At 72.1% G+C, this 15,303-nt stretch carries 14 protein-coding genes; 8 read left to right on the plus strand and 6 right to left on the minus strand.

Features of this window, described 5'->3' with window-relative positions; translation table 11 throughout:
- Positions 1-98: 98 nt before the first annotated feature.
- From ACFTZC_RS27685 to ACFTZC_RS27695, 3 genes are all read left to right on the plus strand, one after another.
- The gene (locus tag ACFTZC_RS27685) at positions 99-1,367 is read left to right on the plus strand and encodes a sensor histidine kinase (RefSeq protein ID WP_382894232.1); all 1,269 of its coding nucleotides are present in this window, start codon (positions 99-101) and stop codon (positions 1,365-1,367) included.
- Positions 1,364-2,035, plus strand: a complete 672-nt coding sequence (locus tag ACFTZC_RS27690) for a response regulator (protein WP_382894234.1) — start codon at positions 1,364-1,366, stop codon at positions 2,033-2,035. The genes ACFTZC_RS27685 and ACFTZC_RS27690 overlap by 4 nt, the downstream gene beginning before the upstream one ends.
- A 140-nt stretch (positions 2,036-2,175) precedes the next feature.
- Complete coding sequence (locus tag ACFTZC_RS27695) at positions 2,176-2,742, plus strand: Uma2 family endonuclease (protein ID WP_382894235.1); 567 nt, start codon at positions 2,176-2,178, stop codon at positions 2,740-2,742.
- A 67-nt stretch (positions 2,743-2,809) separates the two neighbouring features.
- On the opposite strand, the gene ACFTZC_RS27700 is transcribed toward ACFTZC_RS27695, so the two are convergent.
- On the minus strand, positions 2,810-4,444 hold the full coding sequence (locus tag ACFTZC_RS27700; RefSeq protein ID WP_382894237.1) for an ABC transporter permease: 1,635 nt from the start codon (positions 4,442-4,444) through the stop codon (positions 2,810-2,812).
- Complete coding sequence (locus ACFTZC_RS27705; protein WP_382894239.1) at positions 4,441-5,412, minus strand: ATP-binding cassette domain-containing protein; 972 nt, start codon at positions 5,410-5,412, stop codon at positions 4,441-4,443. Before ACFTZC_RS27705 ends, ACFTZC_RS27700 begins: the two co-directional genes overlap by 4 nt.
- A gap of 123 nt (positions 5,413-5,535) precedes the next feature.
- Here ACFTZC_RS27705 and ACFTZC_RS27710 point away from each other — a divergent pair, with 123 nt between their 5' ends.
- The 4 genes from ACFTZC_RS27710 to ACFTZC_RS27725 all read left to right on the plus strand — a co-directional run bounded on the left by ACFTZC_RS27710 (position 5,536) and on the right by ACFTZC_RS27725 (position 9,122).
- Positions 5,536-6,102, plus strand: a complete 567-nt coding sequence (locus ACFTZC_RS27710; protein ID WP_382894241.1) for a GbsR/MarR family transcriptional regulator — start codon at positions 5,536-5,538, stop codon at positions 6,100-6,102.
- A gap of 199 nt (positions 6,103-6,301) precedes the next feature.
- On the plus strand, positions 6,302-7,033 hold the full coding sequence (locus ACFTZC_RS27715; protein ID WP_382894243.1) for a M23 family metallopeptidase: 732 nt from the start codon (positions 6,302-6,304) through the stop codon (positions 7,031-7,033).
- A gap of 104 nt (positions 7,034-7,137) precedes the next feature.
- Positions 7,138-7,866, plus strand: coding sequence for a LuxR C-terminal-related transcriptional regulator (locus tag ACFTZC_RS27720; RefSeq protein ID WP_382894245.1), 729 nt, complete (start codon positions 7,138-7,140; stop codon positions 7,864-7,866).
- The gene (locus tag ACFTZC_RS27725) at positions 7,863-9,122 is read left to right on the plus strand and encodes a sensor histidine kinase (RefSeq protein ID WP_382894247.1); all 1,260 of its coding nucleotides are present in this window, start codon (positions 7,863-7,865) and stop codon (positions 9,120-9,122) included. Before ACFTZC_RS27720 ends, ACFTZC_RS27725 begins: the two co-directional genes overlap by 4 nt.
- On the opposite strand, the gene ACFTZC_RS27730 is transcribed toward ACFTZC_RS27725, so the two are convergent.
- Together ACFTZC_RS27730 and ACFTZC_RS27735 are read right to left on the minus strand one after the other, a co-directional pair.
- Positions 9,119-11,260 (minus strand): hypothetical protein, encoded by a 2,142-nt coding sequence (locus ACFTZC_RS27730; protein WP_382894249.1) that lies wholly within the window; start codon positions 11,258-11,260, stop codon positions 9,119-9,121. The genes ACFTZC_RS27725 and ACFTZC_RS27730 overlap by 4 nt on opposite strands.
- Before the next feature lie 90 nt (positions 11,261-11,350).
- Complete coding sequence (locus tag ACFTZC_RS27735) at positions 11,351-12,262, minus strand: diacylglycerol kinase (RefSeq protein WP_382894251.1); 912 nt, start codon at positions 12,260-12,262, stop codon at positions 11,351-11,353.
- A 227-nt stretch (positions 12,263-12,489) separates the two neighbouring features.
- Between ACFTZC_RS27735 and ACFTZC_RS27740 the strand changes: the two genes are divergently transcribed.
- Positions 12,490-13,773 carry an adenylosuccinate synthase gene (locus ACFTZC_RS27740; protein ID WP_382894253.1) on the plus strand — a complete coding sequence of 428 codons (1,284 nt, stop codon included), beginning with the start codon at positions 12,490-12,492 and terminating at the stop codon, positions 13,771-13,773.
- Between the two features lie 83 nt (positions 13,774-13,856).
- On the opposite strand, the gene ACFTZC_RS27745 is transcribed toward ACFTZC_RS27740, so the two are convergent.
- Together ACFTZC_RS27745 and ACFTZC_RS27750 are read right to left on the minus strand one after the other, a co-directional pair.
- The gene (locus tag ACFTZC_RS27745; protein ID WP_382894255.1) at positions 13,857-14,552 is read right to left on the minus strand and encodes a lytic polysaccharide monooxygenase; all 696 of its coding nucleotides are present in this window, start codon (positions 14,550-14,552) and stop codon (positions 13,857-13,859) included.
- Positions 14,553-14,729: 177 nt separating this feature from the next.
- Positions 14,730-15,299, minus strand: coding sequence for an erythromycin esterase family protein (locus ACFTZC_RS27750; RefSeq protein WP_382894257.1), 570 nt, complete (start codon positions 15,297-15,299; stop codon positions 14,730-14,732).
- Between the last annotated feature and the right edge of the window lie 4 nt (positions 15,300-15,303).

The following is a 15,303-nucleotide window of genomic DNA, read 5'->3' on the forward strand; positions in this document are numbered from 1 at the left end:
GGCCCGCCCTCCGTCACCTCGTAGTACCTGGGACGGACGGGGAAGGATCCGCTTCCGTGCTGACGACCCGGTTCTGTCCTCCCCCCTACCTTGGGGGAGTGACCGAAACCCCATCCGGGAAGCCCCGGGACAACGAGTTCCACCTGACCGTGGGCGCGCTCGGCGGCCTGCGTCAGGCGCTCATCCAGGACGCCTTCGTCTACCGCCCGATGCCGCCCATGCGTACGGACGGCCGGTTCACCCGGCGGCTGCCCGAGCGGATACGCCCGTACGCGAGCTGGACGCCGCACGCCCTGATCATCGGCGTGGCACTGGTGATGTTCGCCCGGGCCGTCGACGACCATGAACTGCGCACCCTCCTGCCGGTCTTCCCGATCCTGCTCACGCTGGTCAGGCCCGTCGCCGCCTGGTGGCTGCTGCTGGGGGGTAGTCTCTTCATCAGTGTCTTCAGCCAGGTCGAGTGGCCCTGGAGGCCCAGTGAGGTCGCCGGTTACCTCGTCGTGCTGACGGTGGTGGCCATCCGTACCGGCCCGCGCACCACCGCCTGGATGTGGGTGATGACCGCCGGGTTCGCGGTGTTCGTCTACGGCTACTCCGCCTCCCTCCCGATGCTCTTCGCCTCCGCGGTCATCCTGCTGGCCGTGAGCATGTGGCAGATCCGCCGCAGGGCGGATCAGGAGGTCGCCGAGCAGCTGAGCGTCACCGCCGTCGAGCGGGGCCGGCGCACCCTGCTGGAGGAGCGCACCACCATCGCCCGCGAGCTGCACGACGTGGTCGCCCACCACATGTCCGTGGTCGCCATCCAGGCCGAGGCCGCCCCGTACCGGGTGGAGAACCCGCCGCCCGAGCTGGAGCAGGCGTTCGTCACGATCCGGGAGAACGCCGTCGCCGCCCTGACCGAGCTGCGCCGCATCCTCGGTGTCGTACGGGCGGACGACTACGAGGCGCCGGACGCCCCGCAGCCCACGCTCGCCGAGCTCGACGGGCTGATCGACAACGTCCGCGAGGCCGGTCTCACCGCGGAGAAGACGATCACCGGGGCGGTGCGCGAGCTGCCGCAGGGCGTGGAGCTGTCGGCGTACCGGATCGTCCAGGAGGCCCTGAGCAACGTGCTGCGCCACGCCCCCGGGTCGACCGCGCGCGTCGAGATCGCGTATGTGCTCGGCGGCCTGGGCCTGCGGATCGTCAACACGCCGCCGCGGGGCCTGGTCAAGCCGTCGCCGGGGGCGGGGCACGGGGTCACGGGCATGCGGGAGCGTGTCACGATGCTGAACGGTGAGATGACCGCGGACCTCACGGAGGACGGCGGGTACGAGGTCGCGGCCTTCGTTCCGGTGGCCGCCGTGCGGGACGGGGACGCGTCATGACCAGCGGCGACACCATCAGGGTGCTGATCGTCGACGATCAGGTGATGGTCCGCGAGGGCTTCTCCGTGCTGCTGAACGCGATGCCGGACATCGAGGTGATCGGCGAGGCGGTCAACGGCCGCGAGGCGGTCCGGCAGGTCGCGGTGCTCCGCCCCGACGTCGTCCTGATGGACATCCGGATGCCCGAGCTGAACGGCATCGAGGCGACCCGCGAGATCGTCGCGGCCGACGCCGACGCGAAGGTGCTGGTCCTGACCACGTTCGACCTGGACGAGTACGTGTACCAGGCGCTGCGCGCCGGCGCCTCCGGCTTCCTCCTGAAGGACGCCTCGGCGCGGCAGCTCGCGGACGGCGTACGGGTGGTGGCCTCCGGCGAGGCACTGCTGGCGCCGACGGTCACCCGCCGCCTGATCACGGAGTTCTCCAAGCTCTCGGACACCCCGCGCGGCCCGGCGATGGCCCGGATCGGGGAGCTCACGGAGCGCGAGACGGAGGTCCTGGTGCTGATCGCGCAGGGCCTGTCGAACGCGGAGATCGCGGAGCACCTGGTGGTCGCGGAGTCCACGATCAAGACGCACGTGAGCCGGATCCTGGTGAAGCTGGGGCTGCGCGACCGGACGCAGGCGGCGGTGTTCGCGTACGAGGCGCGGCTGGTGACGCCGGGGTGAGGTGACCGGCGATCACCCGAACGGGTGGCCGACACGGTACGTCGCATCGCGAGGGGTTCGCGCCCAGCAGGCTGATGCCCATCCGGACCCGGACCCGAGAGGACGCCATGGTGGTACGTACACGCCCGTCGGATTTTCACGTGACGATCGAGGACTTCGAACGGATCGCCAAGTTCGCAGAGGTGGACTCCGAAGCGTTCACGCTGGAGTTCATCAACGGGCGGTTGAGGGACAAGGTCCTTCCGGACGGGGATCACGCCACGATCCAGGAGTGGCTCGCGAGGCGCTGCATGACGGAGAGGCCCGGGTGGGGACTGCATGGTCGCCTCCTGGGACTGAAGGTGGGCAAGAACCGAGAGGGGCGCGCCCGGCCGGACGGGACGCTCGCGCCCGCCGGGAACTTCGCGGGGCAGGGAGAATGGGCCGCTCCCGAAGGTGTGCTGATGACTGCCGAGATCACCGCGTACGACGTCGGCAGCAATCGGCGGGACCGCGAGGAGAGGCCCTCCGTCTACGCCTCCACGGGAATCCCGCTCCATCTCATCATTGACCGTGCGGCCCGTACGGTGACGGTGTTCAGCGAGCCGGACCTGAACCTCGGTGGCTACCGCGTGGAGTGCACCGTGAAGTTCGGCCGGAAGCTCGTGCTCCCCGCTCCTGTCGCAATCGAGCTCGACACCGAGGAACTGAAACAGTACGTCCGGTGACATGCGCGGGCCGGTTCCGTCCACAGGGTGTGGACGGAACCGGCCCGCCAGGCCACACGCGCCCGGCTCAGGTCAGCACATCCCGCCTCCGCAGCCCCACCAGTCCCGCCGCCACCAGCGCCACCGACAGCCCGGTCAGCACGAGCACCGGCGGCCATGCCATCTCCGCGCCCGGCAGCTTCGGGAGGTGGCCGAAGGGCGACAGATTCATCACCGCCTGCGAGAGGCCGAGCGCCGGGCCGAGCCAGCCGAGTGCCAGGGCCAGGCCGCTCGCCGCCCACGCGACCACCGCCGCCCTCGGGACGACCCCGTACAGCAGCGCCGCCACCGCGCCCAGCAGCCAGATCGCGGGCAGTTGGACGAGCGAGGCGCCGAGGATCCCGGGCAGGTCGTGGCCGTATCCGAGGAACAGGCCCACCCCGCCGAGCAGCATGATCAGTACGGCGCCGCCGAAGGCGATCAGCAGATGGCCCGCGGCCCAGCGGAGCCGGCCGACCGCGCCCGCGAGGACCGGTTCGGCCCGGCCGCCCGTCTCCTCGGCGCCCAGCCGGAGCACGGAGGAGACCGCGTACAGCGCGGCCACCATGCCGAGCAGGCCCACCATCGCGGCGAGGAACGCCTCCGTCAGCCCCTGCTCGCCGCCCATACGCTGGATGATCTCGCGGGTCCGCTCGTTGTCGCCGACCAGTTCGGCCGCGCCGTCCGTGATCCCGCCGAACATGATCCCGCTGACCAGGAACCCGGCGCCCCAGCCGGCCACGCTCCCGCGCTGGAGCCGCCACGCCAGTCCGCCCGCCGTGGCGAGCCGGCCCGCGGCCGGGCCCGGCCGCGCGGGCAGGAAGCTCATCCCGATGTCGCGCCGTCCGGCGAGGGTGTACGCGAGCACCGCCTGGACGGCGACGGCGGCGAGGAGCAGGAGCAGCACCCACCACCGCTCGTCCGCGTAGGCGCGTACGTGCTCGGCCCAGCCCAGCGGGGAGAGCCAGGTCAGTACGGAGGAGCCGTCGGCGGTCGCGGCGTCGCCCGCCGCCTTGAGGACGAACGCGGCGCCGATGACCGCGGCCGTGAGGCCCTTCGCGAGCCGCGCGTTCTCGGTGATCTGCGCGGCGATCGCGGCGGTGCACGCGAAGAGCATGCCGACCCCGGCGACCGCGAGGCCGAGCGCGAGTGAGCCGGTGGTGTCGCCGGTCGCCCCGGCCAGCCCCGCCGTGATCGCCAGCGCCAGCGCGGCATGGGCGATCAGCGCCGTGAGCAGTGCGGCGGTCAGCGGCGCCCGGCGTCCGACCATCGCGGCGGAGAGCATCTCCTGGCGGCCGGTCTCCTCTTCCTCCCGGGTGTGCCGCACGACGAGGGTCAGGCTCAGTACGGCGGCGAGCGCGGTGCCGAACGCCGTCATCCGCAGGGCGGTGAGCCCGCCGACCGATTCGCTGAAGACCGGCCCGTACAGGGCGCGCAGGGAGCCGTTGGCCCCCAGGGAGCGCGCGAGATCGGCGCGTTCGGCCGCCGTGCCGGCCACGGAGTCGAGGGAGCGGGCGACGGACATGAAGGAGCCGCCGAGGACGATCACCCAGACGGGAAGCATGATCCGGTCGCGGCGCAGGGCGAGCCGGAGCAGCGGTCCCGTACCGGCGAGCTGCCGGGAGCCGCCGGTACGGGCCACGGGCAGGGCACGCGGGGCGCCGGTGGCGAGCCCGGCGGTCATGACGCCACCCGCGTCTCGCCGGTGCCGGTGCCGGTGCTGGACCCGGTGCCGGACCCGCCGGACCCGTCCGCCGGGTCGGCGCCGTCCGCCGCGTAGTGGCGGAGGAACAGCTCCTCCAGCGTCGGCGGCGTACTGCTCAGGGAGCGGATCCCGGCGCCGGACAGGGACCGGAGCACGGCGTCGAGCTTGTCGGTCTCGACCTGGAGCCGTACCCGCGTCCCCCGGACGTCGAGATCGTGCACCCCGGGCAGCCGGTCGAGCCCGGCGGGCGGCCCCGCCAGCTCCGCGCTCACGCTCGTACGGGTCAGATGGCGCAGCTCCGCCAGCGAGCCCGTCTCGACGGTCACGCCCCTGCGGATGATGGACACCCGGTCGCACAGCGCCTCGACCTCGCTCAGCACATGGCTGGAGAGGAGGACGGTCCTGCCCCGGTCGCGCTCCTCGGCGACGCAGCTCTGGAAGACCTCCTCCATCAGCGGGTCGAGCCCCGAGGTCGGCTCGTCGAGGATCAGCAGCTCCACGTCCGAGGCGAACGCCGCGACCAGGGCGACCTTCTGGCGGTTGCCCTTGGAGTACGTACGCCCCTTCTTGGTCGGGTCGAGTTCGAACCGCTCGACGAGCGCGGCCCGCCGCCGCGCGTCCAGGTTCCCGCCGCGGAGCCGTCCGTACAGGTCGATGACCTCGCCGCCGGAGAGGTTGCGCCACAGGGTCACGTCACCGGGGACGTACGCCACGCGGCGGTGCAGTTCGACCGCGTCTCGCCACGGGTCCCGGCCGAGGAGCTGGGCCGCGCCCGAGTCGGCGCGCAGGAGTCCGAGGAGGACCCGGATGGTGGTGGACTTCCCGGCTCCGTTGGGGCCGAGGAAGCCGTGGACCTCGCCGGTCTCGACGGCGAGGTCGAGGCCGTCCAGCGCGTGCGTCCGGCCGAACGACTTGTGGAGTCCGGCGACGCTGATTGCCTTCGTCATGCTTCGGAACGTACGCTACTTTCACAAAATTGTGAAGTTAAGGAAGCGTAAAAAGGATCGGGTTAAGATCGGGACACGGGGCCGGACCCGCACGCAGAGGACAGCAGGGGAGACGAGCAGGCGATGAACGAGAACAGCCCGTCGCGGAGCCCGGAAGCGACGACCCGCTTCGTCGAGCGGTTCGCGGCCGTGATGACCGAGTCCGGGATGCAGCGGACGGCCTCGCGGGTCTTCGCCGCCATCGTCTCCTCGGACGACGCGTCGCTGACCTCCGCGGAGCTGAGCGAACGGCTCGGCATCAGCCCCGCGGCGGTGTCGGGCGCGATCCGCTACCTCGTCCAGGTCGGGCTGGTCGGCCGGGAGCGCGACCCGGGCACGCGGCGGGACCGCTACCGGGTGCACGACGACGTCTGGTACACGACGTTCGCGCAGCGCGACGCGACGCTCGTGCGCTGGGAGAACGCCCTGCGCGAGGGCGCGGATTCGCTGGGGCGCGACACCCCGGCGGGGGCGCGGCTGGCGGAGACGATCGAGTTCTTCGAGTTCGTACAGGCGGAGCTGGCGACGATGATGGACCGCTGGCGGACGCTCCAGGATCAGCGCAGGGCGGCGGGGGCGGGCGCGTCAGGGGTGGCTGCGGCCGGGGCGGGAGCGGCCGGGGCGGGCGAGAAGCCGGCGCGGGACGACTAGCCCGGCGGGTTGATCAAGACCTCCCGGTCGACAGCGTCCGTGATCGGTACAGCCGGTCGCACCACAGCACGTGCCCACACCACTTGTGGTGTGAATGGACGACACCGCGCTCGCTGCCCCCGCCCTCCGTGGCGCTGCCACGCTCGGGACCTCCGACGACGGACGATCACCAGGAGGTCCGATGGGTATCCCATGGCCCATGCCCAGGTCCATGCCGAGGTCCCGCTCGCACAGATTCGCCGCGGCCGTGGCGGCCGCGTTCGCCCTGCTCACCACGTTCGCCGCGCCGGGCGCGGTCGCGGCGGTGGCGGCGGGCTCGGCACCCGGCGCGCCTGCCAAGTCCGCCGCGTCCGCCGCACCGGCCGCGCCCGCGGCGGTCGCCGGCTGTGTCGACTGGCCGACGAGCAAGTTCCTGCAGACCCCGCTGACGTACAAGGCCAACGGCGGCGCCGGTTACGCCATGCAGAACGGCAGCCACTACGGCGAGGGTTACCACGTCAACTGCAACACCGCATCCAGCATGAACCAGTACTACGCACTGGACCTGGGCATGCGGGAGGGCGACGAGGTTCTCGCGCCCGGCGGCCCCGGCACCGTCCTGTACGCGGGCTGGGCACCTTCGGGCTGGGAGACCTGCGGCCAGTACGTCGTCGTCGACCACGGCGGCGGCTACTGGAGCGTGGTCTGCCACCTCAGCCGGATCCTGGTCGCCAAGGGCCAGAAGATCACCGACGCGACCGTCGTCGGACTGGTGGGCGGCACCGGCGGCTTCGCCCCGCACCTGCACTTCTCGCTCATGTACAACGCCAGGCTCACCGCGGCGGGCGGGGTGTACGGAGGCCAGAGTGCCCAGCCCCGGCGCCTGTTCCATCTCGGCTGCGGCGGCGGCTACTACGAGTACATCAACAAGGGCCAGCAGGTCTGTTACTGACCCGCCGCGCCCAGCGCGCCCGGACGCGTCGGCCGGATTCCGCCGCTCCCCTCGGGGCGGAGCCCGGCCGGCGTGTCTTCCGTACGCCGGAAAGACAGGACACAATGGCCGCCGAACGCGTCACCGGCAACGATGCCACCGACTTTTCGGCCGCCGAGGGGTCCCCCATGATCACCGTCGCGGTGGTGGACGACCATCCCATCGCCCGTCACGGCATCGCCCACATCCTCGGCGCCCTGCCCGATTCTCCCGTCACGACGACGGCGTCCGTCGGCTCGCTCCGCGAACTGGAGGAGGCGCTCGCGGCCGTCGGCGCACCGGATGTCATCGTCCTCGACCTCTATCTCGACGGTGGCACGCCCGCGTTGGACGCGGTCGCCGCCCTGTCCGCCGCCACCCGCGTCCTGGTGATGTCCGCCTCCGGACTGCCCACCGACGTACTCGGCGCCATACGGGCCGGGGCCTGCGGCTACGTCACCAAGCACTGCAGCGCGGAGCTCTTCGTCGCGGCGGTGGAGACCGTGGCCGCGGGCGGCTTCTCGATGTCGGCCGAACTCGCCGACATCCTCCAGGCCGAACTGACCCGCAGGGACCCGGGGCCCGGGGACGGCGCCGTCGGCCCACGGCTGTCCGCCAGGGAGGAGGAGACGCTGAGTTACGTGGCGCGCGGCTTCACCCACGCGCAGATCGCGACACGGCTCGGCGTACGCAAGACCACGGTCGACACGTACGTCGAGCGGATCCGGGCCAAGCTCCAGGTGGGCAACAAGGCCGAGTTGACCCGGGCGGCGATGGCGCGGCTGAGCGCGCGCGAGGACACGGCTCCGAAGTGACGTCGGGGACGACAGGGCCGTCGGGAACTACGGGGTCGACAGAGCCGTCGGGGTCGACAGGAACGGCGGGCGGAGTCGGCGGCCCCGCGGCGACCGCCGGAGCGCTGCGCGGCGAGCGGGTGGTGCTGCGGGCGTACGTGCTGTTCCGCCTGGGCGGGCTGTTACAGGTGGTGATCGGAGCCGTCGCCACCTTCCCCCACTACCAACCCCTCTGGGCGGGCGTGTCGTTGTGCGCGTTCGTGTTCGGCGAGAGTCTCGCTCTGATCGCGGTGGGCCTGCGGCTGCGCCGGGTCCCGCCACGGGTGCTGGTGGCCGCCGACGCGGCGGTCATGGCGGCGGTCCTGGTCGTGGGCGGCGGGCTCGCGGACCGTACGCACGGCCACACCTGGGCCTACTTCGTCTATCCGTTCAGCCTGCTGGCGAGCATCGGGTTCGGGCTCGTCCTCACCCGGGTGGCGTCCGTCCTCGCGCTGGCCGCGCTGCCGGCCGCCGCGTACGCCGTCACGGCGGTGACCCAGCTCGGCGAGCCGGCCTGGAACGCCGCCCCCAACAGCGTTCCCTACCTGGCCAACGCGGGGATCGCCTGGGCGGTGGCCAGGACGCTGCGCCGTACCGGCCGGGAACTCGACCGCGCGACGGACACCGCCATGGCGAAGGAGGCGGAACTCGCGGCCGAGCGTGAACGCGTACGGCACGCACGCCTGTTGCACGACCGGGTGCTCCAGACCCTGGAGACCCTCGCCCGCGAGCCATGGATCACCGATCCGGGACTGCACGCGCATGTCCGGGCCGAGGCCGTGTGGCTGCGGGGTTTCGTACGGGGGGAGCGCCCCGCCACCGGCAACGGCGACCTCGCGAGCGGCCTCGCCCGGCTCGCCGAGGACATGGCCAGGATCGGACTGACGGTGGAGGTGCACACGGCCCAGTTGCGCAGCGCGTCGGAGCGCGCCGCGTCGGCGGCCCTGCCCGAGGAGGTCGCCGAAGCACTGGTGGAGGCGGTGCGCGAGGCCCTGACGAACGTGGTCAAGCACGCCGGCACCGCGCGTGCGGTCGTCCGCGCGGAACGTGCCGGAGGCGCCGTCCTGGTCAGCGTCCTCGACAACGGCACGGGCTTCGACCCGGCGACGCTCACGCCCGGCTCCGGGCTCGACGGCTCCGTACGGGACCGGGTGGCGGGCGTCGGCGGCCGGGTGGTCATCGACTCGGCTCCCGGGGCGGGTACGTACGTGGAGATGCGCGTCCCCCTGGCGCTCTAGGGCCTGTCGTCCGCGACGGTGGCGGCGGTGACGTTGGGGGCCAGCAGTTCCAGGTAGGTACGGATCCCGGGGTCGTTCGGGTTGATCTCCTCGTACGGGTGGCGGGGCCACAGCGCGCGGCCCCCGATCCACGGCACGACCGCCGGGGACGGGTCCAGCCAGCCGCGCAGCTCCGCCTCCCCGGTGGGGGCGGGCAGCCCGAGCCACGGCCGGCGGGCGGTACCGGGCGGCAGTACGCCGAGCAGCGCCTCCGGCAGGTCGTCGTCCCCGCCGTGGGCCGGGAAGAACAGCAGCACGGGGCCCGCGCCGTACGGATCGTTCAGCAGGACGTACCGCTTGGGCACCGGCACCGGCGCGAGGGCCGCCCGGACGAGCGTGTGCACCGTGGGCACGCCCCGCCACACCAGCCGGCCCAGCGCGGTCACCCCCGCCGCCGCGCAGAAGCCGCCCACCAGCAGGGTCAGCCACGGCATCTCGTCGCCCGGGATCAGCCACAGCACGCCGACCCCCGCCGCCACGCCGAGGCTCTGGAGGACGGCGGTCAGCGAACTCAGCTCACGCAGCGTCCGCACCCGCCACCATCGCACCGCCCGGATGTCGAGGTCGGCGCGGTACCGGCCCCCGGGCGGGGGGACGGCCGCGCGGCGCGCCTCGGCGGCCAGGGCCGCGTACGTGAAGGCGACCGCCGCGCGGCGGTCCGCGCGGGCCAGGTGATCGGTGACCTTGGCGAGGCTGACGGGCGGGCGCGGCCGCAGGCCCGGCGCCGACGGCGAGGGCAGCGAGGACGGCAGGGGCGCCCGGCCGCCGCCCCCCATCCCGGACCCGGCCCCGGCCACGGTCCCGCCGCTCTCCTCCTGGCTCCGCCGCCACCGCCACAGCCGGAGGCCGCCGCCGGCCAGACCGATCAGGGTGAGCGCGGCCCCGGCCAGGAACACCGCGCCGTTCACGTCGTTGGCGATCGTGCCGCGCTCCTCGGCGTCGTACAGTTCGCCCTTCCACGGGCCGTACGAGACCAGCCACCCCCTCTCCCCGCCGTCGAGGAGCGGATCGCGGTCCGGGCCGCGGTCCGGATCGCAGTGGTACGTGCCCCGGCGTTCCGCGCCGCTCCATGGCTCGGTCCACCGCACGGTGCAGACACCGTCGGAGCGCTCGTCGATCACGGTGAGCTGGATCCGTGGGTCCTTCATCGAGGCTTCGAAGGAGGCGATGCCCACGCCGAGCGCGATCACACCGACGAGCAGCACCCAGCGGAAGACGCCCCGGTGGCGGACGGCGGCGGTGAGCGCGAGAAAGGCCGAATCCGCGGGGGACGATTCCGGCGGTACGGGTCGGGTGGGGGTCGCGGAAGGTGTGGTGGCGCCCGCCGCACCGGGTGGTGTGGGAGTGACGGACGGGGCGGTGGTGCCCGCCGTACCGGCCGGCGCGGCGGCGCCGGGCCCGCCGGACCCGTACCGCCCGGGGGCCGGCTGCGGCTGCCGTGGCACCGGCCGGTCCAGCAGACCGCGCTCCGCCGCCGCCCGTACGCTCCTGAGCCGCGCCCGTTCCCCCCGTACCGCCCGCGTCCAGACCAGCTCCGCGCCGCCCGGCGGCGCGATCACCCCGCCGGTCCGCGGATCGCCGCACCACCACAGGACCCCGCCGGGGCCCGGCTCGACGAGCTGATAACGCTGCTGCACGGCGACCACGGCCATCGGCCACAGATCACCCGTGACCGGGTCACGCAGCACCACCGTCCCCGCGTGCAGCCCGCGCGGTACGGAGACCGCGGCGCAGGCCGTCCACGGCGCCTCCGCCAGGCGGTGCCCCATCCGGCGGGCGAGCCGGCGGGCGCCCACGCCGAGCCCGGTCGCGAAGAGGGCGAGGCCGCACACGGACGGCAGCACCTCCTGCGGCCAGGTCATTCCGCGGCCTTGCGCGGCCAGCGCGATGACCACGACGCCGGCCAGCAGCGCGAGCCCGCCGCGCGTCCAGGTGCCGGAGCGGGCCCGGTAGCGGGTCAGGGCCTCCGCGGTGTCGGGAAGGCCGAGGGCGACGGCCGCCCTCGGCCCGCCACCCGCGTCCCTGCCCCCGTCTCCGTCCCCGTCCTCGCCTCCGCCGGGCCCGGGTCTCCGAGCCGCGGTGCCGTACGTGCCGTGCATGTGTTCCGTCCCCCCGGGCGTTGATCGGACGCTGAGGGTAACCGCCCCGCTGACCAGGGAGAAGCCGTGCCCCCCTGACGGAGAAAGGTGTCAGCCGCCGCCCGGGCCCGCGTACGCCCCCGCCACCGCGGGACCGCCGCCCGCCCCTGCGGGCAGGGTCAGCCCCCAGGCCCCCGGCCGGAGCGTCCAGGTCCGCGTACGGACCGGACCGGCGACGCGGGCGTCCGCGCGGTAGCGGAAGTCCGCGCCCGAGACGGTGACGGAGAGGGCGCTCGCCCTGACCGGTTCCGCCGCACCCTGTGTCCGGATCACCACCTCCGCCCGGCCGCCGCGCGACCGTACGGTCACCGCCTCGACCGGTTCGTCCAGATCGCTCAGCACGACGCCGTCCGCCTCCACCCGCAGCCGGTGCGTGTGCACCGCGAGGGCGTGCGGGACGGGGCGTACGAGCGTACGGACCAGGGAGCGGCAGGTGTGCCAGACCGAGGCGACGGCGGGCGGGACCCCCGTGCCACCATCCGGTTCCCGGTCCCCGCCCGCCCCCGCACGCCCGGGGAGGGCCGGGATACGGAGATCGCCCAGCACCACCCCGTCGCTGTCGTCGACCAGCAGGTCCAGCCTGCGCACCGCGCCGTCCAGCACCGCCCGCGCCGCCGCCACCGCGCCTATGGGCACGCCCAGTGAACGCGCCAGCTCCACGGAGGCGCCCACCGGCACCAGCGAGAGCGCGCCCGCGGTCAGCTCGCGCTCCCGGTGGAGCAGCGAGACCATCCGCAGCAGCGCCCGGTCGTCGCCCACCAGCACGGGGCGCCGGCTGCCGCGCCGGGCCAGCGCCCGCGCCAGCTCCTCGGGGCCTTCCGGGAAGCAGAGTTTGACCGCCGCACCCCCGCTGAGCACGTCTCTCGCGATCCGCACCGATTCGCCGTCGGTCCGGCCTGCCACCGGGTCGATGACCACCAGAAGCTGCTGCGCGCCGTTCTCGGCGGGCTCCGGAGCCGACACCTCGGTCCTTCCTCGGGTAGCATCTTTGTGCAAGAGCCCCTTGCGCTATTGCGCCAGGGGCTTCGTCTATTCCGGGGCATCCGGTTCGACGGTCAGGTCTGTGTCGTACAACGCTGTGCGATGTCGCAGGCACGGATCACGCGTGGTGACGGCGTACTCACGCCGCACGAACGGCGTTTGTGCGTCCCTGACCTTGGACATGCCCCGCCCGGAAGGGGTGTACGCCTGTGCCCGCACTTGTGCTGCTCGGTGCTCAGTGGGGTGACGAAGGCAAGGGAAAGGCCACCGACCTGCTCGGTGGTTCCGTGGACTATGTCGTGCGCTATCAGGGCGGCAACAACGCCGGCCACACGGTCGTCGTGGGCGACCAGAAGTACGCACTGCATCTCCTCCCTTCCGGAATCCTCTCCCCGGGGTGCACCCCGGTGATCGGTAACGGTGTGGTGGTCGACCCGGCTGTCCTGTTCTCCGAGCTGAACGGTCTTGGCGAGCGCGGTGTCGACACGTCGAAGCTGCTGATCAGCGGCAACGCACACCTGATCACGCCGTACAACGTCACGGTCGACAAGGTGACGGAACGGTTCCTCGGCAAGCGGAAGATCGGCACGACCGGGCGCGGCATCGGCCCGACGTACGCCGACAAGATCAACCGCACCGGAATCCGCGTCCAGGACCTCTACGACGAGTCGATCCTGGAGCAGAAGGTCGACGCGGCGCTGGAGTCCAAGAACCAACTCCTCGCCAAGGTCTTCAACCGGCGGGCCATAGAGTCCCGCAAGATCGTCGAGGAGCTGCTGACCTTCGCGGACCAGCTCAAGCCGTACGTGGCCGACACGACGCTGATCCTGAACAACGCGATCGACGAGGGCAAGGTCGTCCTCTTCGAGGGCGGCCAGGGCACCCTGCTCGACGTCGACCACGGCACGTATCCCTTCGTCACCTCGTCCAACCCGACGGCGGGCGGCGCCTGCACCGGCTCGGGTGTCGGGCCGACGAAGATCAACCGGGTCATCGGCATCCTCAAGGCCTATACGACGCGCGTCGGCGCCGGACCGTTCCCCACGGAACTCTTCGACGACGACGGCGAGGCCCTGCGCCGCATCGGCGGCGAGCGGGGCGTCACCACGGGCCGCGACCGCCGCTGCGGCTGGTTCGACGCGGTGATCGCGCGCTACGCGACGCGGGTCAACGGCCTGACGGACTTCTTCCTCACCAAGCTGGACGTGCTGACCGGCTGGGAGCGGATCCCGGTGTGCGTGGCGTACGAGATCGACGGCAAGCGCGTCGAGGAACTTCCGTACAGCCAGACGGACTTCCACCACGCGAAGCCGGTGTACGAGTACCTGCCCGGCTGGTCGGAGGACATCACGAAGGCGAAGACGTTCGCCGACCTGCCGAAGAACGCGCAGGCGTACGTGAAGGCGCTGGAGGAGATGTCGGGAGCGCCGATCTCGGCGATCGGCGTCGGCCCGGGCCGTACGGAGACGATCGAGATCAACTCGTTCCTGTAGGTTCCACCGGTTCTTGCGGGTCTTTTCGAGGTTCCACCACACCGCCCCGGAGCCGGTCACGGCGCCGGGGCGGTGTGGTCGGCTCAGGAGATGGTCACGTCACTGCACATGAAGAACGTCTGGTCCATGTGCGAGGCCTGCCAGATCGTGTAGACGACATGCCGTCCGGTGTATCCCGACGTGGTGACGTCGATGGGGTAGTACTCGGCCGGGGCGTACGCGGCGGTCCGTTTGACCAACTGCATGTCGCTCCAGTTCAGCGGCTGGGTCGTCGGGTCGAGACCCTGCCTGCTGACATAGACGAGGATGTAGTCGGCGCCGTGACGGGCCTGGTCGTACAGGTTGATCTTGAAGTTGCTCTTGATGCCGGTCGTCTTCCACGCGCCGGGGACGTCCATCGAGTTGTAGCGCCCGCCCTCGGTGTGGCCCGCGCTGCAGAGCTGCCCGTTCGGGATGACGGCCTGGAAGTTACCGGCGGCACCGTTGCGGTAGAGGCCGTTCCAGTTCCACATGGCGTTCGTGTTGTCCTGCCACGCCTGCCAGCACATGGGGTCCTGCGTGGCCATCGCCGGGTTCTGGAAGTCGCTGCCCCAGCGGAGCCAGCAGCCGTAGTTGCGGGAGGCGGGGTCGATGACCGATCCGTGGGCGGAGGCGGTACCGACCGTGCCGATCAGGCAGAGCATGACGGTGGAGAGCAGCCCCAGGACACGCAGGACCCAGCGCTTGGTGTGCCGGGGGCGGGTGGTACGCGGTTTCCTTAAGTGCTCATGACAATCCATGATGCGGTCTCCATCTTCCGGCTTGAGGGGTGTGGGGGATCCGGTTATGGGAGCGCTCCCAACGTACTGCGGCACGATGCGGCGGCATAGAGCTGAAACAAATGGAATTACGGGCACCCGTTCCAGGGGTTCGCCTTACGGGGCCGATGAACGGCCACAGCGGCGGTGGTGGCGGTGTCAGGGTGCGCCGAGGTACGTGGTGGCCTGGACGTCGTGGAGGTGTACGAGGATGTCGTGGGCCCTGCCGAGTGCGGCCGTGTACTCCACGGGGTCGGGCCATCCGGCGCCGATGTTCCAGGTGGCACGCTCCGTGTCCAGCCACGCGCGCACCTGCTCGGGGGCCTTGCGCAGGTCGAGGATGTAGTCGTCCCGGCGGGCCTTGTCCAGGGTCTGTTCGTTGGAGCCCGGCTTCGCGCCGTCCACCCGGTAGCTGCGCATCACGTTGTCGTCGGTGCCGAACGCGTTGAAGGAGCCCTTGTAGAACGAGAAGCCGATGCTGGCATAGCGGCTGCCCAGCGCGTCGCGGAGAAAGGAGCCCTGAGTCTTGGGGTACCGCGTGTCGAACGAGTCGTAGGACACGTGGGTGTTGTGGCCCGACACCAGAATCCTGTTCCCCGTGTTCTGGCGCCACCACTCCACGTTCTCGGCCATCACCTGGTCGCGGAGCTTCATCATCAGGGCGATCTGGTCCTCGTCGCCGATGTCGAAGGAGAAGCCCCCGGGCCATCTGGTGGATGGCCAGGGCATGCTG

Origin of the sequence: Streptomyces sp. NPDC056987 (assembly GCF_042673865.1) — a bacterium.
In the GTDB taxonomy this organism is placed as follows: Bacteria; Actinomycetota; Actinomycetes; order Streptomycetales; family Streptomycetaceae; genus Streptomyces.

What these genes read in the sequence shown, in the direction of transcription:
- ACFTZC_RS27705 (WP_382894239.1), bottom strand. Translation starts at nt 5,412, where the DNA reads ATGACGAAGGCAATCAGCGTCGCCGGACTCCACAAGTCGTTCGGCCGG.
- ACFTZC_RS27745 (WP_382894255.1), bottom strand. Translation starts at nt 14,552, where the DNA reads ATGGATTGTCATGAGCACTTAAGGAAACCGCGTACCACCCGCCCCCGG.
- ACFTZC_RS27700 (WP_382894237.1), bottom strand. Translation starts at nt 4,444, where the DNA reads ATGACCGCCGGGCTCGCCACCGGCGCCCCGCGTGCCCTGCCCGTGGCC.
- ACFTZC_RS27750 (WP_382894257.1), bottom strand. Translation starts at nt 15,299, where the DNA reads ATGCCCTGGCCATCCACCAGATGGCCCGGGGGCTTCTCCTTCGACATC.
- ACFTZC_RS27720 (WP_382894245.1), top strand. Translation starts at nt 7,138, where the DNA reads ATGGCCGCCGAACGCGTCACCGGCAACGATGCCACCGACTTTTCGGCC.
- ACFTZC_RS27690 (WP_382894234.1), top strand. Translation starts at nt 1,364, where the DNA reads ATGACCAGCGGCGACACCATCAGGGTGCTGATCGTCGACGATCAGGTG.
- ACFTZC_RS27715 (WP_382894243.1), top strand. Translation starts at nt 6,302, where the DNA reads ATGCCCAGGTCCATGCCGAGGTCCCGCTCGCACAGATTCGCCGCGGCC.
- ACFTZC_RS27710 (WP_382894241.1), top strand. Translation starts at nt 5,536, where the DNA reads ATGAACGAGAACAGCCCGTCGCGGAGCCCGGAAGCGACGACCCGCTTC.
- ACFTZC_RS27730 (WP_382894249.1), bottom strand. Translation starts at nt 11,260, where the DNA reads ATGCACGGCACGTACGGCACCGCGGCTCGGAGACCCGGGCCCGGCGGA.